General features: G+C 52.9%; 20 protein-coding genes. 15 read left to right on the top strand and 5 right to left on the bottom strand.

What is annotated here, in order from left to right; translation table 11 throughout:
• Window positions 1-171: 171 nt before the first annotated feature.
• Window positions 172-4,356: a hybrid sensor histidine kinase/response regulator transcription factor gene (locus LWL52_RS02155; protein WP_242916483.1), complete on the bottom strand. Its 4,185-nt coding sequence runs from the start codon at window positions 4,354-4,356 to the stop codon at window positions 172-174.
• A gap of 660 nt (window positions 4,357-5,016) precedes the next feature.
• Between LWL52_RS02155 and LWL52_RS02150 the strand changes: the two genes are divergently transcribed.
• The 13 genes from LWL52_RS02150 to LWL52_RS02095 all read left to right on the top strand — a co-directional run bounded on the left by LWL52_RS02150 (window position 5,017) and on the right by LWL52_RS02095 (window position 19,583).
• The gene (locus LWL52_RS02150; protein WP_242916482.1) at window positions 5,017-6,417 is read left to right on the top strand and encodes a sialate O-acetylesterase; all 1,401 of its coding nucleotides are present in this window, start codon (window positions 5,017-5,019) and stop codon (window positions 6,415-6,417) included.
• 225 nt (window positions 6,418-6,642) lie between these two features.
• A complete protein-coding gene (locus LWL52_RS02145; RefSeq protein ID WP_242916481.1) occupies window positions 6,643-7,074 on the top strand; it encodes an HYC_CC_PP family protein in 432 nt (143 codons plus the stop codon).
• A gap of 157 nt (window positions 7,075-7,231) precedes the next feature.
• Complete coding sequence (locus tag LWL52_RS02140; RefSeq protein ID WP_242916480.1) at window positions 7,232-8,518, top strand: efflux RND transporter permease subunit; 1,287 nt, start codon at window positions 7,232-7,234, stop codon at window positions 8,516-8,518.
• A 36-nt stretch (window positions 8,519-8,554) separates the two neighbouring features.
• Complete coding sequence (locus LWL52_RS02135) at window positions 8,555-8,917, top strand: four helix bundle protein (RefSeq protein WP_242916479.1); 363 nt, start codon at window positions 8,555-8,557, stop codon at window positions 8,915-8,917.
• Between the two features lie 40 nt (window positions 8,918-8,957).
• The gene (locus LWL52_RS02130; protein WP_242916478.1) at window positions 8,958-10,856 is read left to right on the top strand and encodes an efflux RND transporter permease subunit; all 1,899 of its coding nucleotides are present in this window, start codon (window positions 8,958-8,960) and stop codon (window positions 10,854-10,856) included.
• Between the two features lie 52 nt (window positions 10,857-10,908).
• Window positions 10,909-12,156, top strand: a complete 1,248-nt coding sequence (locus LWL52_RS02125) for a TolC family protein (RefSeq protein ID WP_242916477.1) — start codon at window positions 10,909-10,911, stop codon at window positions 12,154-12,156.
• Between the two features lie 114 nt (window positions 12,157-12,270).
• Window positions 12,271-13,569: a heavy metal-binding domain-containing protein gene (locus tag LWL52_RS02120; RefSeq protein ID WP_242916476.1), complete on the top strand. Its 1,299-nt coding sequence runs from the start codon at window positions 12,271-12,273 to the stop codon at window positions 13,567-13,569.
• 78 nt (window positions 13,570-13,647) lie between these two features.
• A complete protein-coding gene (locus LWL52_RS02115; RefSeq protein WP_242916475.1) occupies window positions 13,648-14,847 on the top strand; it encodes an efflux RND transporter periplasmic adaptor subunit in 1,200 nt (399 codons plus the stop codon).
• Between the two features lie 273 nt (window positions 14,848-15,120).
• Window positions 15,121-15,249: a hypothetical protein gene (locus LWL52_RS20485; protein WP_255748255.1), complete on the top strand. Its 129-nt coding sequence runs from the start codon at window positions 15,121-15,123 to the stop codon at window positions 15,247-15,249.
• 29 nt (window positions 15,250-15,278) lie between these two features.
• A complete protein-coding gene (locus tag LWL52_RS02110) occupies window positions 15,279-15,908 on the top strand; it encodes a DUF3347 domain-containing protein (RefSeq protein WP_242916474.1) in 630 nt (209 codons plus the stop codon).
• A 278-nt stretch (window positions 15,909-16,186) separates the two neighbouring features.
• Entirely contained in the window at window positions 16,187-16,897 is a 711-nt protein-coding gene (locus LWL52_RS02105) for a DUF305 domain-containing protein (protein ID WP_242916473.1), read from the top strand.
• A 118-nt stretch (window positions 16,898-17,015) separates the two neighbouring features.
• Window positions 17,016-18,428 (top strand): TonB-dependent receptor, encoded by a 1,413-nt coding sequence (locus LWL52_RS02100; protein ID WP_242916472.1) that lies wholly within the window; start codon window positions 17,016-17,018, stop codon window positions 18,426-18,428.
• A 105-nt stretch (window positions 18,429-18,533) separates the two neighbouring features.
• On the top strand, window positions 18,534-19,583 hold the full coding sequence (locus tag LWL52_RS02095; protein WP_242916471.1) for a sialidase family protein: 1,050 nt from the start codon (window positions 18,534-18,536) through the stop codon (window positions 19,581-19,583).
• A 104-nt stretch (window positions 19,584-19,687) separates the two neighbouring features.
• Here LWL52_RS02095 and LWL52_RS02090 read toward each other — a convergent pair whose 3' ends face one another.
• From LWL52_RS02090 to LWL52_RS02080, 3 genes are all read right to left on the bottom strand, one after another.
• Window positions 19,688-21,019, bottom strand: a complete 1,332-nt coding sequence (locus LWL52_RS02090) for an amylo-alpha-1,6-glucosidase (protein WP_242916470.1) — start codon at window positions 21,017-21,019, stop codon at window positions 19,688-19,690.
• Window positions 21,003-22,562: a vitamin K epoxide reductase family protein gene (locus LWL52_RS02085; RefSeq protein WP_242916469.1), complete on the bottom strand. Its 1,560-nt coding sequence runs from the start codon at window positions 22,560-22,562 to the stop codon at window positions 21,003-21,005. Before LWL52_RS02085 ends, LWL52_RS02090 begins: the two co-directional genes overlap by 17 nt.
• A gap of 292 nt (window positions 22,563-22,854) precedes the next feature.
• Entirely contained in the window at window positions 22,855-23,520 is a 666-nt protein-coding gene (locus LWL52_RS02080; RefSeq protein ID WP_242916468.1) for a hypothetical protein, read from the bottom strand.
• Window positions 23,521-23,832: 312 nt separating this feature from the next.
• Here LWL52_RS02080 and LWL52_RS02075 point away from each other — a divergent pair, with 312 nt between their 5' ends.
• Together LWL52_RS02075 and LWL52_RS02070 are read left to right on the top strand one after the other, a co-directional pair.
• Entirely contained in the window at window positions 23,833-24,588 is a 756-nt protein-coding gene (locus tag LWL52_RS02075; protein ID WP_242916467.1) for an SDR family oxidoreductase, read from the top strand.
• Window positions 24,589-24,817: 229 nt separating this feature from the next.
• Window positions 24,818-25,483 carry an SMI1/KNR4 family protein gene (locus LWL52_RS02070; RefSeq protein WP_242916466.1) on the top strand — a complete coding sequence of 222 codons (666 nt, stop codon included), beginning with the start codon at window positions 24,818-24,820 and terminating at the stop codon, window positions 25,481-25,483.
• 361 nt (window positions 25,484-25,844) lie between these two features.
• On the opposite strand, the gene LWL52_RS02065 is transcribed toward LWL52_RS02070, so the two are convergent.
• Entirely contained in the window at window positions 25,845-26,030 is a 186-nt protein-coding gene (locus tag LWL52_RS02065; RefSeq protein WP_242916465.1) for a hypothetical protein, read from the bottom strand.
• Between the last annotated feature and the right edge of the window lie 32 nt (window positions 26,031-26,062).

The raw sequence follows: 26,062 nt of genomic DNA, 5'->3' as shown, positions 1-26,062 counted from the left end.
CAGGGAGGTTTGGAAATTAAAAAAACAAAGTATACACGCCTGCACAGGAACACCCGGCAAAAACAGCGGCTCGGAAAGCGGATGGTTTATACCTGTCCTTATACTTGTGCAATAAAAGCAAAAGCTGAACGGACGGGCCGTTCAGCTTTAAGAAATTCTAGCAATCAACTGTTAGTCCTGTTCTGCTTTTTGCCGGGCTTCAGCGTAATGCGAGGGCAGGATTTTGTAGGCTTCCTTAAAATATTTGGTAAAGTATTTCCGGTTGTTAAAGCCGACCTTGTAGGCCACTTCGGCTACGGTGAGCTGGCTCTTTTCCAGGAACTGCGCTGCATGCTGCAGTCTGATCTTGCGGATAAACTCCACCGGCGACTGCCCGGTGATGGCCACCATCTTTTTGTAGAGATGCACGCGGCTTACGCCCAGTTCGCGGCTCAGCACTTCAACCGACAGGTCCGGATCGGCTAGGTTCTCCTCCACATAGCGGATCGCTTTCTGGATCAGCTTATCATCCAACGACACGATGTTTTGCTGGCTCGTCTGTACGCTGATCTTTTTCTCGAACACCTTCTGCAGCAGTTCGCGCTGCGTGATCAGGTTGCGGATGCGGGAGAGCAGCAGGTCGAAATTAAAAGGCTTGGTGATGTAATCGTTGGCGCCGATGTTGAGGCCTTTGAGCTTTTTTTCTTCCGACGTATGCGCCGTGAGCAGCACAAACGGGATATGAAGGGTGCGGGAATCACCTTTTAGCTTTTTACAGAGCTCCATGCCGTTCATTTCCGGCATCATCAGGTCGCTCACCACCAGGTCGGGCAGGTAGGCCAGCGCTTTCTGCCAGCCCTCCTTGCCGTCGTGGGCTTCGAGTATATTAAAATGTCCTTTCAGGTTATCTTTCAGGTAATACCGGAAGTCTTCGTTATCCTCTACCACCAACACCACCGGCAGGTCTTGAGCAAACCCTGCAGGGTGCGGTTTGCTGCTTTCTCCCTCGCCCGCCGTTTCCTCTACTGCAACAGCATTTTCCTCCGTCATAGTCTCCCCGCTGTATTCGGCTACCATCACCACCGGGCTAATCTCTTTTACAGGTATGGTGACAGTAAACGTGCTACCCAGGCCCGGGGCACTCTCCAGGGTGATCGTGCCGCCCTGTACTTTTACAAATTCATGCGTTATGGCCAGGCCGATGCCACTGCCTTGGTTGACAAGGTGTGGTGGCAACACTTCGCGGTAAAATTGTTCAAATACTTTCTGGTGGTTTTCGCGGGCAATGCCAATGCCGGTGTCCTTCACTTTTATTTCCAGCATCTTCAGGCCTTCCGACAAGGAGGCCGTGTCGTGGCAAGCAAGCGTCACATCAATGCGGCCCCCGTCAGGCGTAAACTTAAAGGCATTCGAGAGCAGATTGAACAACACCTTTTCCAGCTTGTCGGCATCAAACGAGGTCTGCAGTTCCTTGAGACCGGAGGTGAACGTCAGCGGGATATTTTTCTTATCCGACAAATCACTAAACGACTGTACCGTTTCGGATACAAACGCCACCACATCACCTTCCGACGCATTCAGACCCAGTTCCTCCACGGCGATCTTCCGGAAATCGAGCAGCTGGTTTACCATGTGCAGCAGGCGCCGGGCATTTTTGTTGATCATCTGGAATTGTTGCTGCTGCCCGGGGTCGGTGGTGGTTTTGAGCAGCTTCTCGATGGGCGCCAGGATCAGCGTGATGGGGGTGCGGAACTCATGGCTCATGTTGGTGAAGAACTTGATCTTCATCCGGTCGAGGTCATGCAGCTGCCGGGCTTCGCGCCGCTCCTGCTCAAGTAAGAATTTGGTCTCGGCGCGGTGCAGCTCCAGCTTACGGGCAAGCACCAGAAGCACAGCGGCCAGTATAACGTAAAGCACCAGGGCTTCTTTTGTCTGCCAGAAAGGCGCCAGCACCGCAATTGTCATGTTGGCAGCCGCTTTGTTCCAGACGCCGTCGTTGTTGGCGGCCATCACCTTGAAGGTATACACGCCCGGGTCCAGATTGGTGTACGTTACGCGGCGGTTGCTATTGTCTACTGTATGCCATTCCTTGTCGAAGCCCTCGAGCTGGTAGCGGTACTTGTTTTTTTCGGGATGAAAGAAGTTCAGCGCGGCAAACTCGATCGAGAAAACATTTTCGTCATGCTTCAGCGTGATGCTTCGGGTATCGGACAGGGCTTTGGGCAGAATGACACGGCCCTGCACCGGCCTGTTGATGGGGATACTTTTGTTGAAAAGCTGGAAGTCGGTGAACACGATGCGGGGCACAAGGGTATTTTTTTGGATCTGCTCCGGCCGGAACAGGTTAAAGCCGTTCGGCCCCCCGAAAAGCAGTTCGCCCTTGCTTGTTTTTAAAGCGGCATTCTCGTTAAAGGCTTTCCCCTGCAGGCCATCCAGTTCATCATAGTTCCGGAAGCTATACTGGTCGCTGCCGCCCTGATGGCGAACCACCAGGTTGCTCAGGCCGTTTGGCGTACTCAGCCACAGGTTGCGGTTGTCGTCTTCCAATATGGCTACAATGGTGTTGCTGGGCAGGCCATCGGCGGTGGTAAAATGGCGGAAAGAACCGTCCTGCGCGTTATAAAGGTCCAGCCCTTCTGCCGTTCCGACCCAGATGTTATTGCGCTGGTCGCGCCGGATGTAGGTGATGTTGTTGCTGACAAGGCTTTTCGGGTTGCGCGGATCATGGTAAAAGTAGGTACTCTTGCCGGTTTGTTTGTTAAACACGTCCACGCCATTGCCGCCACCCACCCACAAGTTACCGTGGCTATCTTCGGTAATGGACGACACATAATCGCAGTGGACCGGGTATTCGCCGCCGCTGCTAGCCGAATGCCGGAAGCTGTCTGTTTTCGGGTCATACTGCTCCAGACCACCGTGCAGCGTCCCGGCCCAGACGGTGCCGCGCCCGTCCTGGTACAACTCCCACACACTGTTATCGGATAAGCTGGCGGGGTCCGAAGGATCGTTTTTATACTGTTTGAACGTGCGCCCGTCATACTTTACCAGACCACCCAGGTAAGTGCCGACCCAGAGCGTTTTGTCTTTATCAAGCAGCAGGCTCACGATCACATCATTCGGGAGGCTGTTGGGGTTAGTAGCATCGTGCCGGTAGCGGGTATAAGCGCCCGTGGCCCTGTCGAGGTAAAGCAGGCCATCGCCGTTGGTGCCGATCCACAGGTTAGCTTTGTCATCTTCCACAAACACGTTCACATCATCAAACGGCAGGCTTTCCTTTACAGACGCCTGGTGGCTGATGAGCGGGAACCGGATATTGTTCTGATGGTAGTAGTTGACGCCCTTTTTAAACGTGCCGACCCAGATAATGCCTTCCGGGTCTTTATAAAGCGCATTGATACTGTTATGGGCCAGGCTGTTGGCCACTTCCTCATTGCGGCGGATGTATTGCACCGTCATGTTTTTTTTATCGATCACGTTGATGCCGCCATGGTCGGTGCCGATCCAGATCCTGCCTTTGGCAGCCTCGGCTATACCGCGTACCTGGTTGTTGTTTAACGGCAGGCGGGCAGCGTTTTTATGGAAGTGCTCAAGCGATTTAGCAGCCTGGTTGTAGAAGTATACGCCGCTTTCCTTTTCGCGCGCATACAGCCACAAATCATTGTCGCTGTCTAGGGTGAGGGCATAAGAGCGCATTTCCTGGCTATACTTCCGGTAAATGGCATCGCTGCGTTCCACTACCTGCTGCGTTTTCAAGTCGAGCCGCTCCAATATGCCGTTGCTGTGCACCACCCACAGATCGCCAGCCGTGGTCTGGCCCATTGCCGAAACATAATCGGTGCTGAGGCTGCTTTTTGCTGGGAAAGTATGTTTAAGGCGGCGCGAAGTATGCCGCCGCGCATCATACCTGGTAAGCCCCTGCCCGGCCACCGCAAACCAGAAGTATCCTTCTTTGTCTTTCAGGATATCGCGCACAGGGCCGGCCGGAATGCCATACTGCAGCAGCAGCTGGTTGGGGCTGCGCAAAAACGTCTCTGTGGCGGGGTCATACACGTTCGTTCCTTGCGGTGTCTGCACCCAGATGCGGCCATCGGGTCCTTCGGAAAGCTTCAGAATATCATTGCTCCCCAGCGAGGTGGTGTCGTTGGAGTGGTAGGTAAACACCTTGAGCTTGTAGCCATCGTAGCGGTTAAGGCCGGCGGCCGTGCCGATCCACAGAAAGCCATTAGTGTCTTTTAAAAAGCACTTGACCTGATTGTTGGACAGGCCGCTGTTAATATCGATCAGGGAGAACCTATACTGCTCGGGTAAGGCCGCAAACGCCTGCAAACGGGCACCCAGGAAAAGCAACACAAATAAAATCCATCTTTCAGGGCGCATAGTGGCAGTATAGAAAGAAACAATGATGTATTTAGGCGAAAGGGATCTTACCTGCGAATGGTTCCGGCCCGCCGGGAAAATAATGGCGGAAGTATAGCTGGAGCAGACCCCGACTTAAGTTTAGTCATATTTAAAGGAATTTGCAACCGCCCTACCGGCCTGTTAAAATTTAAACTGAAGAGTATCCAATCGCATGCCTTCTGTCCTGTTTCCGCAAGAGCGCAGCAGTGTAGCGAATGGCACATGAACCGGCCTGCTTTTGCGCCAGCCTATCTCATTGAAGGAGATTAGTTGTTAAATTAAAATCTAACCCATCCTTTACCCCCGACAAACCGTGCAGCAATCGTACAGCGTGATCTCCCTGCCCATCATCCTTATACTTATCATCATACTTGATAATGCCTGACACTGCTGAAAGAAGCATAAAAATATACCTGCTGTCTGCTGCTTTTGCTGCTTTGCGGCCTTTCTGGTACACAAGCCAGCTTTGTCCCTGGATAGCTAATTTTTAAGTATAGATCAAAACCGTTTCAGACCGGCAGAAAGTGCTGCTGTTGCATCTTTCCGAATAAAGTGTATTTTTATACCCGCACGTATAGGGTGCAGGCCCAGGCGGCTGGTCACCTGGCCTACCGCTGCTGCTTTCTGATATCCTGAAATATGAAACGTAATCTATCTCCTTTCCTGCTTTTAACTTTTGCCCTGCTGCTCTGCAGCATACCTTCTGTTCAGGCCGTTACGCTGCCCGCCATTTTTGGGGACCACATGGTGCTACAGCAAAAGGCCGACGTAAAAATATGGGGCTGGGCAAAGCCCGGCGAAGAAGTAACCGTAACCCCGAGTTGGGATAATCAATCGCTTAAAACAAAAGCAAGCAACCAGGCGCAGTGGGCATTAACGTTGCAAACACCCGCGGTAGGCGGTCCTTACACCATCACTGTAAAAGGCTATAACACCATCCGGATAGAAGATGTGCTGCTGGGCGAAGTATGGCTTTGCTCCGGGCAGTCGAACATGGAGTGGTCTGCCAGAGTCGGCATTGATAGCGCCGCGCAGGAAATCCCGAAAGCCGATTATCCTTCCATCCGGTTCTTCAGCGTGAGCCACCGCACGGCTGATGCCCCGCAGTTGGACCTGAACGGCCACTGGGTAGTATGCACACCCGAAACAATGCCGGATTTCAGTGCCGTGGGCTACTTCTTCGGAAAGGAACTGCACCGGCAGCTGAATGTGCCCGTGGGTTTGATCAACAGCAGCTGGGGTGGCACGCCGGCCGAGATCTGGGTGAGCAACGAAACAATTTCGGAAAACCCGCTGCTGGCTGCCTCGGCTGCCAGACTGCCGCAGGAAGAATGGGGGCCGAAAGACCCCGGCAAAGCCTATAACGCCATGATCGCGCCGCTCATTCCCTTTCGCCTTGCCGGAGCGCTCTGGTACCAGGGCGAAACGAACACAGTAGACCCAGCCAATTATGTGCGGCTACTGCCGGCGCTAATCCAAAACTGGCGAGGTGCCTGGGGCTATGACTTTCCGTTCTACTATGTGCAGATCGCGCCTTATACCTATGATGCCGATGCGGGCGTGGCGCTCCGGGATGCGCAGCGCCGGGCTATGGCGGTGCCCAACACAGGGATGGCCGTGATCAGCGACATCGGCAACATCCAGAACATACACCCTACCAACAAGCACGACGTGGGCAAGCGCCTGGCCAACTGGGCCCTGAGCAAAACCTATGGCCGCAAGGACGTGCCTGTGTCGGGGCCGCTGTACCGCAGCATGAAAGTAGAAGGCGCCAAGGTGCAGCTATACTTCGATTATGCCGATGGATTGAAAGCGAAGGGCAAAGCGCTGCAGGACTTTGAAGTGGCCGGCCCCGACATGCAGTTTGTAAAAGCTGAAGCTAAAATTACGGGCAATACCGTGGTGGTGCAGGCAAAAGGCGTGAAACGCCCGGTGGCGGTGCGGTATGGCTGGCGCAACACGGCCCTGCCTGAGCTGACAAACAAATCCGGGTTGCCGGCTTCTGCGTTCCGCACCGACGACTGGCCGCAGAGCAAGTAGCTGCGTGTCTCTTATAAAAAGTCACTCACTGCCTGTTATGCACATCCTTCAGGCCAATTATATTTACTTAGCAAACACTGTTTAGAACGCTAGTAGCTGCCTGGAAAAGGGACAAACCGGTTGCGTTGAGAAAGATTATGTAACACAAACAAATAAAAGTATAAGCAATAGTGCCGTTTGTTCCGTACTTTTGTTTTGTTGCTGCCCTTTACAGCAACCGCTGCTATGAAGCTATTCCGTCAAATCGTGTTGCTTACCCTGGCCCTGCTGCTGCTCGTCTCCTCGACGGGCCTGTCGGTTGGGATGCACTTTTGCGGCGGAAAAATACAGGACTTCAGCTTCTTTGGTAAAGCCGAAAGTTGCCCCATGGAGAAAAAGCAGCAAACGCTGCCTGCCTGTCATCAGCCTCCAAAGCAAACGGTAAAAGCCGATAGCTGCTGCCAGAACCACACCTTTGTGGTGCAGCGCCTGGATGCCGGCACCGACACCAAGATCAACCTCCACAAAATTCTGGACCTGAAGTTTGTCGCCGCTTTCCAGGCAGTTATACTTCAGTTATTTGCGCCTGAAGCAGCGCTAAAACCAACCTACGCACTTTACGCTTCCCCTCCCCTTGCCCGGGACATCCCGGTGCTGGTGCAATCCTTCCTGCTATAACCTTACCGTTGCTGATGCCCTGCATTGGCTGGCGTAGCTGTGTCTTTTTCTAAAGACCCGGGCTGATCCGGCCATACATTATACTTGGGCATCGCTTCCTTCTTGCTGCGCTTGTGGCAGTTTCTCCTTTTCCTGTTAAGGTTAATTTTATAGGTACATGATTGCGAAATTAATTTCCTTTTCGCTCCGTAACCGCATGGTAGTGCTGCTCATTTCGGCAGTGCTCTTCGGCTGGGGCTTGTATTCGGTACAGACAAACAAGGTGGATGCTATCCCCGACCTGTCTGAAAACCAGGTGATCGTTTTTACCGAATGGATGGGCCGCAGCCCGCAGATCATCGAAGACCAGATCACTTACCCGCTGGTGACCAACCTGCAGGGCCTGCCCGAGGTGAAGTATGTGCGCGGCAGCTCCATGTTTGGCATGAGCTTTATCTATGTCATTTTTGAAGACGAAACCGATGTGTACTGGGCCCGTGAGCGGGTGCTGGAGCGCCTGAGCTCGGTAGGCAACATGCTGCCCGAAGGCGTGGCGCCTACCCTTGGGCCCGACGGTACGGGCGTGGGACACATCCTGTGGTATACCCTGGATGCGCCCGGCATGGACCTGGGCGAGCAGCGCGCCATTCAGGACTGGTATGTAAAATTCGGTTTGCAGAACGTGAAAGGCGTAAGCGAAGTGGCCTCGTTTGGCGGTTTCCAGAAGCAATACCAGATCACGCTCGATCCCAACAAGCTCACCTATTACAAGCTCTCCGTACCGCAGGTTATCCAGTCCATCCGGGCGAATAACAACGAGGCAGGCGGCCGCAAATTCGAACTTTCCGACATCGGCTACATCATCAAAACCACTGGTTACCTGCAGTCGGCTGAGGAGATTCAGAACATTGCCATCGCTACCAACAATTCCATACCGGTGCGGGTGCGCGACGTGGCCTCGGTGCAGATGACGGGCGAAAGCCGCCTGGGCATATTCGACCTGAACGGCGAAGGCGAAGCGGTGGGCGGCATTGTGGTAATGCGCTACGGTGAGAACGCCGACGAGGTGATCGACAACGTGAAAGTGAAGATGGAAGAAGTAGCCAAAGGCCTTCCGAAGGGCGTGAAGTTCAACATCGTCTATGACCGCAGCGGTTTGATAAACGAATCAGTGGACTCCATCAAAGCAACGCTGATCGAGGAAATGCTGGTGGCTTCCGTGATCGTGTTTCTCTTCCTCTTCCACTGGCGCAGTGCCCTGGTCATCCTCATCCAGCTGCCGCTTTCAGTTGCCATCGGGTTCATACTTCTTAACGCGTTCGGTATCTCTTCCAACATCATGTCGCTGACCGGCATAGCCCTCTCCATCGGCGTGATCGTGGACGACGCCATCGTGATGGTCGAGAATGCCTACCGGCATTTAGCCGATGCGCAGAAGGGCAAAGAATGGATGGAAGAAGAGTAGAATTTTGAATGACTGACTTTTGAATAACTGAATAAGATGAACTCAGATAGAAAAGAATTTATAGATCAGTTTCAGAAGCGCACCAAGCGCCTGGCTATAGATGTCATTCATTTTTCAAAATCGCTGCCTAAAACCGAAGAAGCAACCATTATGAAACGGCAACTGCTCCGTTCAGCAACATCCGTCGCAGCTAATTACAGAGCCGCCTGTCGTGCCCGGTCTGCAGCAGAATTCCATTCCAAGATCAGCATCGTGATTGAGGAAGCCGATGAGACACTCTTCTGGCTGGAGCTTCTGGAAGAATCAGAAACAGCCACGATGGCAAGTGTTGCAACCTTAAAGAAAGAAATAACTGAAGTACTTTATGTCATGGCGAAAGCCCGCAAGAACACGAAATAATCATTCAGTTATTCAATATTCAATTATTCAAAATTGAAGTATGAAATTATCAAAAGAAGATAGAATCCGGATCATCGAAAAGGCTGCCAAGCAGGTGGGGCCAAGCGTGTTCTGGAGTACCGTGATCGTGATCACCTCTTTCCTGCCGGTATTCCTGCTCACAGGCCAGGAGGGCAAGTTGTTTGGTCCGCTGGCCTGGACAAAGACGTTTATACTTATAGTTGATGCCATCGTGGCCATCACGCTCACCCCGGTGCTCATTTCCTTTTTCCTGAAAGGGAAGTTCAAAGAGGAAAGCGCCAACCCGCTCAACCGGGTGCTGGAGCGCTTGTACGGGCCCCTGCTACGATGGTGTCTGAACTGGCGCAAAACCACCATTGGCGTGAACATACTTGCCTTGCTGGTAGCCATCCCCATGCTCTTTAGCCTCGGCACCGAGTTTATGCCGCCGCTCGACGAAGGCTCCATCCTGTTCATGCCGGTCACCCTGCCGGACATTTCCAACGCCGAAGCCAAGCGCATTTTGCAGGTGCAGGACAAGATCATCAAATCGGTGCCGGAGGTGGAAAGCGTATTGGGCAAAGCCGGCCGCGCCAGCACCGCCACCGACAACTCTCCTATTAGTATGATCGAGACCATCATCATGCTCAAGCCGCAGTCGGAGTGGCGCGAAGGCCTGACCAAGCAGGACATCATCCGCGAGCTCGACACCAAGCTGCAGATTCCGGGCGTGGTCAATGGCTGGACCCAACCCATCATCAACCGCATCAACATGCTGGCTACCGGTATCCGCACCGACGTGGGCGTGAAAGTATACGGCCAGAACCTGGACTCCATTGCGTCGGTTTCGGAGAGGGTACGCGGTGCGCTGCGCGATGTGCAGGGTGTGAACGACCTTTACGTAGAGCCGATAACGGGCGGCAAGTACCTCGAGATCGATATCAACCGCGACGCGCTGAGCCGCTATGGCATGACGGTGGATGCCGTGAACCTGATCGTAGAATCTGCCCTGGGTGGCACCCCGATCGGCAACACCATCGAAGGGCGCCAGCGTTTTTCTATTAACGTGCGTTTGGCCCAGGAGTACCGTAACAGCGTGGAGCGGATTCAGCGGATACCGATCCAGACGCCGGCGGCCGGCACCATTCCGCTTTCTTCTGTAGCCACTATTCGCTTTACCGATGGCCCGCCCATGATCAACTCCGAAAATGCGCAGCTGCGCGGGGCGGTGCTCTTCAATGTGCGCGACCGCGACCTGGGCAGCACCGTGAAAGAGGCCATGGAAAAGATAAGCAAGGAAGTAACCGGTCTGCCCAACGGCTATTACCTGGAGTGGAGCGGCCAGTGGGAAAACCAGGTGCGCGCCACCCAGACGCTCCAGCTCATTATTCCGCTGGTGGTGATCATCATCTTCTTCATTTTATACTTCTCTTTTAATTCCATTAAGGAAGCCTTCTTCAGCCTGATCACCATTCCGTTTGCGCTCATCGGCGGCGTGTTCATCGTCTATTTCTATGGCGTGAATTTGTCAGTGGCGGTAGCAGTCGGCTTTATTGCCTTGTTCGGAATGGCCATTGAAACAGGTATGCTGATGGTGGTGTACCTCAACGAGGCGATGAAAGAGCTGGCCGACACCAAAGGGAATTCTAACGAGACGATTACCAAGCAGGACATCCGCGATTATGTGTTCAAGGGAGCAGTGAAACGCCTGCGCCCGAAGATCATGACGGTGTCGGTATCCCTGTTCGGTTTGATTCCGGTGCTGTGGGCAACGGGCGTGGGCACCGACGTGATGTTACCCATCGTGCTGCCTTTGATCGGTGGCGTATTTACCTCCTCCATCCACATCCTGCTGGTTACGCCGGTGGTGTTTGAGATGATGAAAGAGTATGAATTAAGAAAACACGGCAAACTCGATATCTACGATGTTAAGCACTAAGAAATATACAGAACAAAGTCCCCCTTTGAAGGGGATTGGGAAATGTTTTGCGATGACAGCCATATTGCTCCTTTCCCTACTGGCTGGTGTTCCGGCCCAAGCTCAGCAATCCCATACCCTGAACCTGGACAGCGTGCTGCAGCGCATCAGCACCAGCAATCCCATGCTGCAGCAGTACGACTCCCGTGCCAAGGCCATGGACGCTTACGCCGAAGGGGCCAAAAGCTGGATGGCGCCTATGGTGGGCGGCGGCCTGTACATGGCCCCGTACCCGGGCGCTGAAATGATGGATGGCGGCGATAAAGGCTCCTTTATGGTTACAGCCGAGCAGGACATCCCGAACCCTGCAAAACTGCGCGCCAAGGAAAAGTACATGAAATCAAAAGCCGGTATTGAGCAGGCTAACAAGGAGGTAACCTTTAATGAGCTGCGCGCCAAAGCCAAAACAGCCTATTACAATTGGGTGGTGCTGGAGAAACAGCTGGATGTGCTCCACGACAACGAGCGTATCATGGAATTCATGCTCAAGCTGGCCCGCATCCGCTACCCGTATAGCCAGGGCAAACTGGGCAGCATTTACAAAGCCGAAGCCAGACTACACGAAGTAAAGAACATGCAGGATATGACGACTGCGCAGATAGAACAGCAGAACACGCAGCTCAACATTCTGATGAATTTGCCGCAGGGCACCAGGTATAAGATCGACACCACCGTGGTGGTTATGGCGCCAGTGCACCAGCACGAAGCAATAGATTCGACTTTCCTGGCAGGCACCCGCAGCGACATCCGCCAGCTTGACAAAACGATACAATCCATGCAGCTAGGTGTGCAAATGGAGAAACTCGAGCGCCTGCCTAACTTTAAACTGCGCTTCGACCACATGGCGCCGCGCAACGGCACTATGCCTCAGCAGTACACGGCCATGGGCATGATCTCGATCCCGATTGTGCCCTGGTCTTCGAAGATGTACAAGGCTAACACCAAAGCCATGAACCTGGAGATACAGGCGATGCAGCGCGAGCGCGAGGCCATGCTGAACGAAGCCGAAGGTATGGCCAAAAGTATGGCCCTGGAACTGCGCAGCCTGCACCACCATGCCGAGAATTATACTTCCAAGATCATCCCGGCGCTGAAAAAGAACTACGACGTAACCATGCTGGCCTACGAGCAGAACAACGCCCAATTGCCCGAAGTGATCGACGCCTGGGAGGCCCTGAACATGGCCCAGATGGAGTACCTGCGCAACCTGCAGCAACTCTACCAGATGACGGTGAACTACGAGAAAGAGATAGAGAAGTAATTAAATTATGAATAACTGACTTAATAACAATTATGAATAACTGAATTTTGAATAATTGAATGGAGCACATGTTTCTTATTCAATTATTCAGTCATTCAAAATTCAAAATTAGACATGAAATACCTGAACATACTTTTCCTGGCACTGGCTCTACTGGTGGCTGCCTGCAAAGGGGAAGACCATAATCACGCGGAAGGAGCTACCGAATATACCTGCCCCATGCACCCGCAGATCGTGCAGGACAAGCCGGGCACCTGCCCTATTTGCGGCATGGACCTGGTGCCCAAGGCCGTGCACGGCGAGGGCGTGGAAATCACCGAAGACCTGGCCTTCCTGCTCAAATCAACCAACAGCACCGTGGTGGCCAACATCACCACCACTACCCCGCAGCTGAAAGAGCTGGAGGCCACTGTGCAGCTGGACGGCATTGTCACTTACGATCCGCGCCTGGTGTACTCGGTGCCGGCACGCGTGGGCGGGCGCATCGAAAAACTGTTTGTCAAGTATAATTTCCAGCCGATCCGCAAAGGCCAGAAGCTGATGGAAGTCTACAGCCCGGACCTGATCACAGCGCAAAAAGAGCTTTTATACTTAACGCAGTCGGCCCCGGAGGACAAGCAACTGATACAGGCAGCCAGGCAAAAACTGCAGTACCTGGGCGCGACCAGCGAGCAGATCAACCGCCTGCTCCGCAGCGGCGAAGCGAGCTATACCTTCGCCCTTTACAGCCCTTACGACGGCTACGTGATCGATCTGAACGCTACGGCGCCTGCCGCTACAGCAAGTATAACAGCGGCCCCGGCTTCCGGTAGCGGCATGGATGGGATGGGCGGGGCCAGCGCGGCGCCTGCTGCAACGGCTGCGCCAACCGCTGCAGCCGGGCAGGCTATTCAACTCCGCGAAGGCATGTATGTAACGGTGGGTCAGCCCCTGCTGCGCGTGGTGAACGCCACGCAGCTCTGGGCGGAGTTTAACGTGCCGACAGGCCAGACAGGCGCGCTGACAAAAGGCAGCCCGGTAGAAATCTCGTTCCCGCAACTACCCGGCGAAAAGCTGGAAGCGAAGGTCGATTTCGTTCAGCCCTTTTTTAGCGAGGGGGAGAATTTTGCCAAATTGCGGGTATACCTGCCAGGCAGCGGGCAGCAGGCTATGGTAGGGCAACTGGTCAGCGCCCGGGCAACCCACAAAACAGACGCTGCCCTTTGGGTACCCAAAGCAGCTGTGCTGGACATTGGCACCAAATCGGTGGCGTTCCGGAAAGTGAACCGCGTGTTTGAACCCGTCGCCGTTACCATCGGTGCCGGTGCAGGAGATGAAATTCAGATCACGTCCGGTCTGAAGCCAACCGACACCATCGCCACCAACGCGCAGTTCCTGGTAGACAGCGAAAGCTTTATCAAAATCAATAAATGAATTACTGACTTATGAATAACTGAATGAGAAAGACCATAACTATTCAATTATTCAATCATTCAATCATTCAAAATTAATATGAAACGATACCTGAACATACTTTTCCTGCTGGTAGCTATACTTACCGCGGCCTGCTCCGGGGAAGAAAAATCCCACGCAGCCGGTGAAAAGGCAACCTACACTTGCCCCATGCACCCGCAAATTGTGCAGGACAAGCCCGGCACCTGCCCTATCTGTAACATGGACCTGGTGCTTGTGACGCAGTCGGGGAAGGAGAACGGGGAGCTGATGCTGAGCGAAAGCCAGATTGCACTGGGCAACATCACCACCAAACGTATCAAGCTCGGATCGGCAGGCAGCAACACTATCCTGACGGGCAAATTGGTGCTCGACGAAACACAAACCGACGTGATCAGCAGCCGGGCCGCCGGGCGCATCGAGAAATTATACCTGAAAGAAAGCGGGCAAATGGTAAAGAAAGGACAGCCGCTCTACGAGCTCTACTCCGAAGAGCTCCTGACCCTGCAGCGCGAGTACCTGCTGGCCCTGGCACAAAACCGGGAGCTGGGAAAAGAGAATCCGCGCTTCGCTTCGTTCCTGGAGGCTGCTAAAAAGAAGCTGCTGCTGTATGGTCTGACCGAAGGCCAGATCCGAAACCTGGCCAAAACCGAACAGCTGAGTCCACGCATAACCTTTGTAGCACCTGCCGGAGGTGTGGTAACGGAAGTAGCTGCGGCCGAAGGCCAGTATGTAGCCGAAGGCGGCGTGCTCTACCGACTGGGCAAGCTGGGCAAGATCTGGGTCGAAGCCGAGCTATACCCACAGGAAGTAGCCCACGTGAAGGCAGGTGATGAGATAAAAGTAGCCGTAGAAGGCGGCGGACAGGAACCGGTTACGGCAAAAGTGACCTTTATCAGTCCCGAGTTCAGGGCCGGCACCCAGGTAGTTGTACTTCGTGCCGAACTGCCAAACCCCGGCGAGCAGTACCTGCCGGGCATGCAGGCCAACGTCATACTTGCTGACCCGAACGGCTCGGTGTTAACGCTGCCAACCGATGCCGTGATCCGCGACGGGCGGGGCAGCCACGTATGGGTGCAAGCAGGAAAAAACACCTTCAAACCCCGGATGGTGACGCTTGGCGAAGAGAGCGCCGACAACGTGGCCATACTTTCGGGATTGAAGGAAAACGACAAAGTGGTGGTATCGGGCGCATACCTGCTCTACAGCGAGTTCGTGCTCAAGAAAGGCGCTGACCCGATGGCCGGCCACCAGCACTGAGGTATACATTCATTATTTAGAAGAACCCACTTCGGGGAAAGAATTTATACCTGAAAATACATCCTTAAAAGGAGTAATTTTTGTCATCCTGTAAGGATACTGGTTGCAGGTAGGGTAAGCTTAGAATTCAGGAAGGGCCCCCCTCATTCTACTTGGTTTCTTTCAGAAGGATAGTGCTTTTTAAGCGCATCTTTCTTAGGACATGATGGCATTGCCTTAGCAGGAGCTGAGCGGTGATTAAATCATATTCAGAAACATTTTGTTATACTTTTTATGAAAGAGTGTTGTAGAACCGGCGACGAAGAACCGGAAAAGAAAGGAAGCAAATGGCTGCGTTACCTGGTTATTGCGGTAGTGGTGCTGGCCATACTTGTTGTACTATTTAATCAAATGAATTATTAATTTTATACTTTACACCAACCATGAAGAACATGATGAAGAAAACGTTTGTAGCTGCGGCCCTTGCAGCCTTTGTACTTACCTCCTGCTCCGAAGCAAAACAGGAAACAACTGCCGAAACAGAGAACATGGCAGGCCACGAAGGCATGGCGCACAACGATAGCAAAGCTGCCCCTGGCAAAGCCGTGGTAGATGCGCCGGATTATACATCGGCGGCCGCTCCTGTGAAAGAACAAATAACAGCGGTAGTAGACAGCTACCTCAAACTGAAAGATAACCTGGTAGCCTCTGACGCTTCAAAAGCGCAGGCCGATGCCAAAGCCGTTGTAGCTGCTGCTGAAAAAGTAGACGTTGCTGCGTTGGATGGTGAACAAAAAGCGTTTGCTGAAGAAAAACTAGGTGAAGTAAAACAGGCGGCCTCAAAAATAGCCGCCGCCACTGCCGTGGACGCACAACGTGCAGAACTGGAACTGCTTTCTGAAGCGACCTTTGCACTGACAAAAGCTTTTGATGCAACCGGTCAGAAGCTATACTACCAGCACTGCCCGATGGCCAACAACAACGATGGCGGCTATTGGATCAGCACGGTGTCAGAGATCCGCAACCCATACTTTGGCGATCAGATGCTGAAGTGCGGCAGCACAGAAGAAGAACTGAACTAATTTTTTACCAGGTTGCGGACACGACTCCGCAACCTTTTATTATAGCCGGCCGGCTTCCTGCACCTCGCTCAGCGGTTCGGATGCCGGCCGGCTTTTGGCTTTATACCCCGTCGCGTTATTTGTCAGCAAGCAGAAATAGCAGTGCAAAGCGGGTATACCAAGTATAAACCGGTTTTGTGCTATGCACCTGCAACAGGCAAGTATAAAAACAGTAGTTTGTTTCCATTCCATTGTTTTTATCGTTTAAAGGGTATAACGCCAACCATGATTCAGAAACTATGAAAAAATTACCTGTTCTAAACTTACTGGCACTACTTCTGGGCCTGTTCACACTGGCTTTTACGGCTTGTAATGAAAGTGCCCGAACTACTAAAGAAACTACTGCCATTACGAAAGCGGAAACTACAGATACAACCGCAGCAACGCAGGATACCAGCGCTATGATGATGGATACCGCCATGGCTGGTGGCGGCATGATGGGCCACATGCACCAGAACATGCAAGAAATGCAAAACATGCGGTCTAAAATGACGGGGGACCCTGATTATGATTTTGCCCAAATGATGGCCATGCACCATCAGGGAGCAATTAACATGGCCGAGAAGGAGCTAGCCAGTGGTACAGACAGTACCCTGAAAAGTATTGCCCAAAAGACCATAACCGCCAACAAGGCAGGCATACAAAAGCTGCAGGATTTTACAAAGAAACACAAACCCACCACAGGCGACACAGCCACAACCATGCGCATGCTACACCCGATGAATAAGATGATGGGCCAGATGCACGAGCAGAATATGAGCGATAAAAACGTTGATCAGAACTTTGCTCAGATGATGATCCAGCATCACCAGATAGGAAATGAAATGGCGCGGGAATTCCTTAAGCAGGGCAAAACAACGGAGATGAAGCAAATGGCCCAGAAAACCATTGATCAGCAGACAAAAGACATTGAGGAACTGCAAAACTGGCAGAAACAGCATCCCCAGTAGTCAGCCTTACCTATCGCAATAACGCAGTTCAGAAAACCTGGCTTGCAACCCTAGGCTGCTTTGCTGATCACATACTTCGTTTATCTTTTATACCTATCATACATACAAGCCATCTACTTTGAAAAATAACAATACTATCCTATTTCTATTCCTGCTCACCCTGGCCGCGATGCCAGCCACCGCCCAGCACCAGCATCACCAACCGGCGCCCCAGGATACCACTACTAACCAGCATCACCAACCCGCGCCGCAGGATACTACCGGCCACATGAAGCACCAGATGATGGGCCAGGACATGCCTATGCAACACGAAGGTATGGAGATGGGCATGTCGCATGCTTTTTCGCGCAGCCTGCCCATGAGCCGCAATGGTTCCGGCACCGGCTGGCTGCCCGATGCCTCACCCATGTATGGCAACATGTATCACCGCCGCGACTGGATGTTTATGCTGCACTACAACCTGTTTCTGCGCTACACCAACCAGGATGTGTTTGAAAGTGGCCACCGCGGTGACAGTCAGTTCGACGCACCGAACTGGTTTATGCTGATGGGCCAGCGCAAAGTAGGCGCTAAGGGCTTGTTCCACTTTAGCAGCATGCTCTCGCTGGACCCGCTCACTGTTGGCGGAAACGGCTACCCCCTGCTTTTCCAGACGGGCGAAACCTATGAGGGCGTGCCGCTGATCGACCGGCAGCACCCGCATGACCTGTTCAGCGAACTTTCGGTGGCGTATACGCAGATGCTCTCCCCTGATGCTGATGTGTTTGTGTACCTGGGCTACCCCGGAGAGCCGGCATTGAGCAACGTCGCCTTCATGCACCGGCCTTCTGCGCTCAACAACCCCGATTCGCCGCTGGGCCACCACTGGCAGGACGCCACCCATATAACGTTTGGTGTGGCCACGCTTGGGGTGCGCTACCGTAACCTGAAGCTGGAAGGCTCCTCTTTTACGGGCCGTGAACCGGATGAGGACCGTTACGATTTCGACAAACCCCGCTTCGATTCCCGGGCTGTACGCCTGACCTACAACCCGGCTGCCTCTTGGAGCCTGCAAGCCTCGCATGCCTATGTAAAAAGTCCGGAGCCCCTGGAGCCGGAAGAAGATGTATACCGGACCACCGCCTCGGTGCTGTATAGCAGCAGGCTGGCTGGCGAGAACCGTTTTCTTACCACTACGGCAAACTGGGGCTATAACTTTGTGGATCAACATCATAAAGAGCATTCGATTCTACTGGAATCTACCCTGCAGAACGATAAATTTGCCGTATACGGCCGCTATGAATGGGTTCAGAAATCAGCCGCCGAACTGGGGCTGCAGGAGCCACTCTTCGGCCACGATGCCACCTTCAACATTAATGCGCTAACCGTGGGAGCAAACCGGCAGGTGGCGCAGCTTGGCCGGCTAAACATGCAGGCAGGCGCACAGGTCAGCCTTTTCGGTCCGCCGGATGCACTGCACCCCTTGTATGGAAAGCTTCCGGTAAGCGCAGAAGTATACCTGCGCTTTTTTCCGGGGCTGATGATGCCCTAAATCCTGCCCGCATATTTTGCCCGGACGATAAAATTTCTACCTTTAGCCCTGTAATTTACTGACACTCGTTATCTTATACTTTGTAACGATCTGATCCTGCTCCTCATGAAACAAAACCTGAAAATCTGCCTGCTCCTTGTCTGGACAGTCCTGTTAAGCACTGTAGCAACCGCTGCCGATGCCGTGGTGAACGGCAAACAGCCCAATGCTGCCATCGCAGTCAACGGCACTATCCGGGTGGCATTCGGGAAGGAAAACGTGATCTATACGATGGCGTCTACTGATAACGGGCAACACTTTTCGGCACCGGAGCAGGTGGCTATACTTCCGGATATGCAGTTGGGCATGGCGCGGGGGCCGCAGATCGCCTCCTCCAAAAACTACAGCCTCATCACGGCCATGGACAAGGCAGGCAACATCTATTCCTACCAGCTCAACCACAGCACAGGGAAATGGACCGCCGTAGCCAAGGCAAACGACACAGCCGACTCGGCCCCCGAAGGACTGATGGCGCTCACCGCCGACGACAACGACCGCTTTTATGCCGTGTGGCTGGATATCCGGGGAAACGAAAAGAACAAAGTATACTTCTCCTCGCTCAATGGGGGCAAAACTGCCTGGGCAGCCAATAAACTCGTGTATACTTCTCCTGACGAATCTGTGTGCGAGTGCTGCAAGCCCAACATCACCTTTAACCACAACAAGCTGACCATCTCGTTCCGAAACTGGCTCAACGGCTCCCGCGATATTTATTATACTTCTTCTACTGACAAGGGTAAAACCTTTACGGCGCCTGAAAAATTTGGCCAGGGCACCTGGAAACTGGAAGGATGCCCTATGGACGGCGGCGGTCTTGCCATCAACGACAAAGGACAGGTAAGTTCGGTTTGGCAGCGCAAAGGTGAGATATTCTTTTGCCAGCAAAACCAGCCGGAGCAGCAGGTGGCTACCGGCAGAAGCTGTGCCCTGACACAGACCGGCGATCATACCAGCATTGTATGGCAGCAGGAAGGCCAGATCAAATTAAAAGATTTAAGCACCAATACCATCGCAACGCTGGGCAAAGGCAACACACCCCGAGTTTATACTTTAGCCAATGGCAAAACCTTCTGCCTCTGGGAAAATGACGGCACCGTGCAGCACAAAGTAATCTGACAGGGAGCGAATTATTCCGTAAGGCGCGGGAGCAGGAGGAGAAAAGAAAGTATAGGACGGTTCGATAGGCCCGTTTATACTTGCTTCCTCATTTATTCAGGCATTCAGCTTATATCTTCCTCCGGCTCCTGCTGCCGGTTAAGCATGTCCACCACCAGCCCCGACCAGGTAAAATCCCGGGCGCCATACCCTGCGCCTGTAAAGGGGTTGTAATACTCCCGGAAGCCACTCTGGGTCACCAGCTCTTTGACGCTCTGCAGCAGCGCCTGCGCTTCCTGGTGATAGCCTTTTTTGAGCAGGAACTGCTGCATAAACCAGTTGAACACCACCCATGTAGGGCCGCGCCAGATATACAGGGAGCTGTCCGGGTCAAAAGCGTGCTCATCCACTGCCAGCGACGGCACGGGATACGGGACATGAAAGCCGTCCTTCCCAAGCAAGTGCCGTTCCATCACCTGCCGGCATACGTCATCGGGCACGCTCTTTAACACAACCGGGAAAAAGATGGTCGCCGTCCGGATCCTCAGTTTCTGGAAATCATGCCCCGCAAGGTCGTAAAAGGCAGCATCATCGGCATCATACATGTAGTTGAAAACAGCCTGTGCGGTCTTCACCGCCTGCTGCCGGAAGTAGGGTTCCTCACTGTCACCGGCCAGGCGACACAGGGCAGCCATCACCTCCAGGTTCTGCGCATAAATGGTGTTGAAGGCGGCGTCCTTTACGATAAACCTGTTGCCCTTGTAAATAGCCTGCAGATCATACCTTTTCAGGAAATTGTACGCATCTACCTGCAGCACTTTCCAGAACAGAAGCGGGCCGGCTTTGCCGCTGTTATAGCCTACCACCGGGTCATAAGAAGCTTTCCAGTCCATGCCCGATTCAAAAGGCGAAATGATGGACAGCAGTCCTTCCTGCTCAAAATCCCTGTTAACGGCCAACCACTTGTAGTATGCTTTGAGTTTGGGCAACATTTGCCACACAAAGGCAATGTCCTGGCTTTGCCGGTAAATGCGCAGCACTGCCTGGGCAGCAAGCGGCGGCTGCACCAGGGCCGACATGTGGGGCTTGTTGAGGCGCAGCACATCGCGGGGTTGCAACTGCAGCAGGTCGGTGAAGCGGCCGGGCCACAGGCGCTCCCAGTAACTCATATGCCCCACAAAGCCGTCCTGGCGCTGCATGGCAAACAGGCTTTGGATGTGCTTGCGGGCCATGTCTGCTTCGCCCAGTGCGGTGAGCGTGAAGACGTGAAAACAGGTGTCCCAGAAGAACTGGAAGGGATAAGTACCAGGCGATGGTTTGGTATAGTGGTAATCGTAACCTGCTTTCCGCCCGTTGATCATGTTTTTGTAGAGCACCTCCCGTACCTGATCCCTGATCTCCTCGTCGGTTAGCACCGGCTGCCTGCCTGTTTGCAAGGGCTTATTTGATGTAGTCATTCCAGCCGGCATAGCGTTGCGTAACAGGACCAAGGGGCAAAGCCAGCGCCGCTGCCGCCAGACCTGCCACTGCCCCGGTCAGTTGCAGCGTAGTGGGCACATCCGGTAAAAACCAGGGCACCACGGCCACGGCCAGCCCCAGCAGCACATTCCCATACCGCGCTATGCGCAGCGGCTCTCCCATACTTAACACGGCAAGCACCACGATCAGCGATCCTGCCAGGTGAAACACATCGGCCACCGTATCCTGTATGCCGACGTTAAAAAAGCCGGGGGCCATTACCAGCCCTACGCCCAGCAGCGCCGATACCACCAGCGTCCAGGGGAAGCTCATGCCCCAGATAGAAGACCGGTATACGGGGCCGGGCTTCTGCGGAAACGTTATCAGCTCAGGTGCTTGGTCTTTCTCGTCGCTCTCAATGGTACCGCCTTTCCAGAAAAGGGACCAGAATCCCTCCTCCCCTTTCTTCAGCTTCTTTTTCATAAACTGGATCATGGCAACTACCTCGTCCACTTCCAGCGGGATCATGGGCAGCATAATGGCCGCCGCCAGCAGGCAGAAAGTGCACCAGGCGCCGACCATGACCGGCTGGCTGATAACGAGGAAGATGTGCACCAGGCCCAGCGGAATGACCAGCACACCGAATACGGCGACCATCCAGGGCATGGTGCGCCAGCGCGAGGGGCTGCCCATCCAGCCCATCAAAAACTCGAAAGTATAGGCAATGGCGCCCAGGCCGGCATCTGAAACGGGCAGCGAATGCGACATGCTGGAGTTGAGCACCTGCATACTTTGCCCCCCGAAGAACGGGTCCCACAAAATATCAATATAGCCCAGCTGAAAGGCTGCCAGGTAGCGCGACACGACCCAGCCCAGGAAACCGAGCACCATCATTACCCAGCGCTGCGGCCAGCTGGAAGGATTATAGCTCCAGCCCGGCGGGGTTTCGGGGCCCATTTTCATGTACATGATCATGTTGGGCATACCAGGTATGAGAATGGTTAGGGCAATTATAAGTGCGCCTACCAGGGTATCGTTCAGGTAAGCCACCGCTGTGGGCGACCAAAACAGCAGGGGCGCCATGGTGAGCCAAATGCCTACAAAACAGCAGATCCAGAGGCTGACGGGGCGGTTGGGGGTAAGGCCCCGCCACCCGAAGAACAGCAGCAACACGCCGCTGATAATATCACTCCACTTCATAAAGCTGATGCGCTGCTCCAGCGACAGCCATACTTCGCGGCCGCCCGAAGGCTCCACAACACCGACGCCATAGCTAAAGGTAAGCGGCGACAGCAGCACCCAGGCTCCCAGCAGCATGATCATCCAGTATACCCAGAGCGTTTGCATGTGGTGCATTTTTAGCATCTGGTGACGCATTTCATCCGTCATCATCATGCCATTGCCGTGCTGCTCGTTTTTCATTTCTTGGTTATGCGCGCGCATCATTTTCTCGGCCATGGGGCGGGTTATACCCCGCATGCCCATGCCGCCCTCGTGCTTGCCATTTTCCTGCTGTCCGTGTTTGTGTTGTTTTTTATCCATCAGATCCGTTGAAGGAGTCAGCTTACTCCTGATTAACTTTCCGGTGTAGGTTAACAGGCGCTGATGCCCCTTAGCTCCTACTCCGTTATGTTGCCCCTGTGCCATTCCCTGATGAGGGTGCAGCATAATATACCCGAAACAGCGCAGTGCCGGGCCTGTTGGAAGTTTAAGGGCAAACGCGGTATTTTTATACCTGCCATTGCTCTTTTTTACAAGGCTTTTGGGTATTTAGTTTTAATAACAGGCTATTTCCTGGCGTTATCTGGCGCTCGCTGTGCATTAACCGGTCGGTTTAAATAAGTGGATCATGCCGAATTACTAACCCTTGTTTTACTTGCCGGTACGCACGCTCGGCTCTTTCTTTGATGCCCAGCAGCATGCGGCGCTCCATCACAAAATGAATGGGGTCGAACAGCAGAAAACGGACTATACGCCTGGTTAAACCTTCTTTTGGCGCATGCGAGCGGACAATAAAGCGGGTGGTATGCGCATCAAGCGGCTGCAGCACAAACGCGCCCCATCCCTGCAGCACCAGGTAGTGGTTTACTTCCAGCGCCGCTACCGGTACCAGCGTTTTGTCACCGTACACTTTTTTGGAGCCCAGCCTTACCGTGTCGCCCGCTTGCAGGTGCTGCCATTCGGGCACGATCCGGTTGGCATTGTGGATGCCGGCGGCTGCCACCAGGTTTTCTAGAAAAGAATAGCTGTAAAAGCCCGCCCGGTCCTGCCCGATCTGTACCAGCCAGGGCCACACGGCCTCTACTGGCGCCTGGATGGTAATGGCGTGATGCGCTGCTGCATGGTCCATTAGCGCATCGCCGGGCAGCGGCTGTGTTTGCTCCGCATCTGTGGCGCCCCATTGCAAATACTGCCGGCGGCAGATGGCCAGCACCGCCACATAGCCCGCCAAAACGGCTACAGCAAGACTGACTTTATTGCTTAACTTTGGTTTTTGCATCCTCTTTTCCTCCTTCTAAAACAGGTATAACCTGCCAGCAAAACATGCAGCAGTATACTTGCTGCTAACGCTTATACTTCCACTTTTTTCAATGGCCAATTATCCTGAGCAGGCTTATACCTGCTACACCTGTTTACGTACATATAACTTATCAAATAATTTTTATAGCATAATTTTACAGGAAAGCTGCGCCGGGCAACGCTTTTCTGATCTTCTGCACCCTTGCTTCTGCCTTCTTAAATAACCCGCCGGTTGGCAGCAAGCACCTAACCGGGAAGTAACTCGCTCATCATACTTTAAAACATGTATACTATGGAAAACCAGTTTCAGGATAAAGTAGCTCTTGTTACCGGAGCCAGTTCCGGCATTGGCCAGGCTACGGCTATTATGTTTGCACAGCGGGGAGCCCGGGTGGCGGTAGCAGATTGGATGGAAGCCCCCGAAACCATGCGCGCCATAGAAGCGGCCGGTGGGCAGGCGCTTTTTATAAAATGCGATGTGTCTGATAACAGCCAGGTGCAGGCCATGGTAGCGCAAACCCTGAGCACTTTTGGCCGGCTGGATTATGCCTTTAACAATGCCGGCATCGAGGGCGCCTCTGCCCCGACGCACGAGGTAACAGAGGAAAACTTCGACAAAGTGATCGGGATAAACCTGAAAGGCGTGTGGCTGTGCATGAAGTATGAGATTGCGCACATGCTTGGCCAGGGCAAAGGGACTATTGTCAACTGCTCGTCCATAGCGGGCGTGATCGGCTTTCCGGGTATTGCGGCGTACACAGCATCCAAGCACGGTGTGATCGGGCTTACCAAAACGGCTGCGCTGGAATATGCTACTTCTGGCCTGCGGGTAAATGCCGTGTGCCCGGGCGTGATTCAGACGCCCATGATCGACCGGTTTGTGGAAAAGAACCATACCACCAAAGAGGCCATGGCTAGCAGCGAGCCCATCGGCCGCTGCGGAACACCCGAGGAGATTGCCGAAGCTGCCCTCTGGCTGTGCTCCGATGCCTCGTCGTTCACTACAGGCCACGCGCTGGTAGTAGACGGCGGCTGGGTGGCAAGATAGGTTTACCTCTTGCGGCTTATACCTGCGCCGGGTGCATAGTATAGACCTTCAGCCTGAAGTAATACTCCTAATTTGAGCGCAGGTAAGTATAAAAGTATTCCTTATTCATATAGTTTTATTTTTATATTTGATAAGGCCGGAAATACACCGCTGGCTTTCTTACATGGCGCAGCTAGTAGGAGTAGGTATTTCTGTTTGCTGGTAGTTGGGTGATATTTAGAAAATAAAAATGAATCAGAATAAAGTTTTTCAGCAAGTACTCGACCAAATAGATTGGATAAGAAGCATTATCATAAGGAGGGGTTGGGATATTAATCAGGACTTAATTTACAGAGAACCTGCTTCGGTTGATGAAGTAAAGGCAATAGAAGAAAAAATTGGAATTCAATTGCCCAAAGATTATAAACAGCTCTTAACGGAGTGCTCAAGGAACTTTGAGTTTAGGTATCAATTCGATGAAGAGCTGCCAGAAGAATTCAAGGGGATATTCTCAGGAGAAATCTATTGGAACTTAGACCGATTTATAGAGCAGTACAATGAAAATTACGTGTTTTGGGAAAAAGATTGGTTAGACATAAGTAATTCAGATAAGGTTGCTCTTGAACAGGAAGCTGAGATCTTGAGGAATAAAGTTCCTTTGATGGAAGTGCCAAATGGTGATTTAATTGTGGTTGGATATAATTCCTCAGAAGTTGTTTATTTTTCCCATGAAGGGGATGAAATGCATGGGAAAGTGTTAGGTGACAGCTTGTGGAGCTTTTTAGAATTTCATTCAAGAGTGGGCTTTATAGGAAGCGAGGATTGGCAGTTTGAACCCTTCTTTGATTATGAACAAAACAAAATGATTACTACGGGACCTAAAGTTGAACGATTTATCAGCTGGTTAGAAGAATAACGCCACCCAACACAGTTCAGCCTTAACCCTTGCTATGCTTCGGGCTTCGGCTGCACCAGCATGTTAGGTGCAATAATAACAAGATTCTTACGGATGCTGCTTTAGCGGCGGGCGCCACCGCGGCATGGCTAACCGAAGACCTGGGCTTTATGTATAGCCGCACGTTCAACGGCCCGGACTGGCACATCTGGGAAGTGTTTTTTATGAATATGAGCCAAATGCCTTCAGCCCAATAAACCAGCATAAGCAATACTTAGGAAGTCCAAACGTATAAAAACCCCGCAGAAACTAAGCTGCGGGGCTTTTATACGTTAAGTATCTTTTGCCAATACAAGGTATAGGCTGCGGAATCTGCAACCGCTTAAAGCGGTATGTCTTCCGAGGACTTCAGGGCGTTATAGAACACCGGGCTGCAGGAACGCAGGTTTTCGATGACACTGGCCAGGCTGTAAAACTTTTCGGGTTTCACTTCGGCGCTGTTGGCAAAGGCTTTTAAGATCGTTTCTAAGGTTTGCGTATAGGTTTCTTCAAATTCTTCGGGGGTCATCGGTAAAAAGGCTAAAAGTTTATCTACCACCT

The sequence above is a fragment of the Pontibacter liquoris genome (assembly GCF_022758235.1).
Classification (GTDB): domain Bacteria; phylum Bacteroidota; class Bacteroidia; order Cytophagales; family Hymenobacteraceae; genus Pontibacter; species Pontibacter liquoris.
This window is presented reverse-complemented; position numbering and strand designations above follow the sequence as displayed.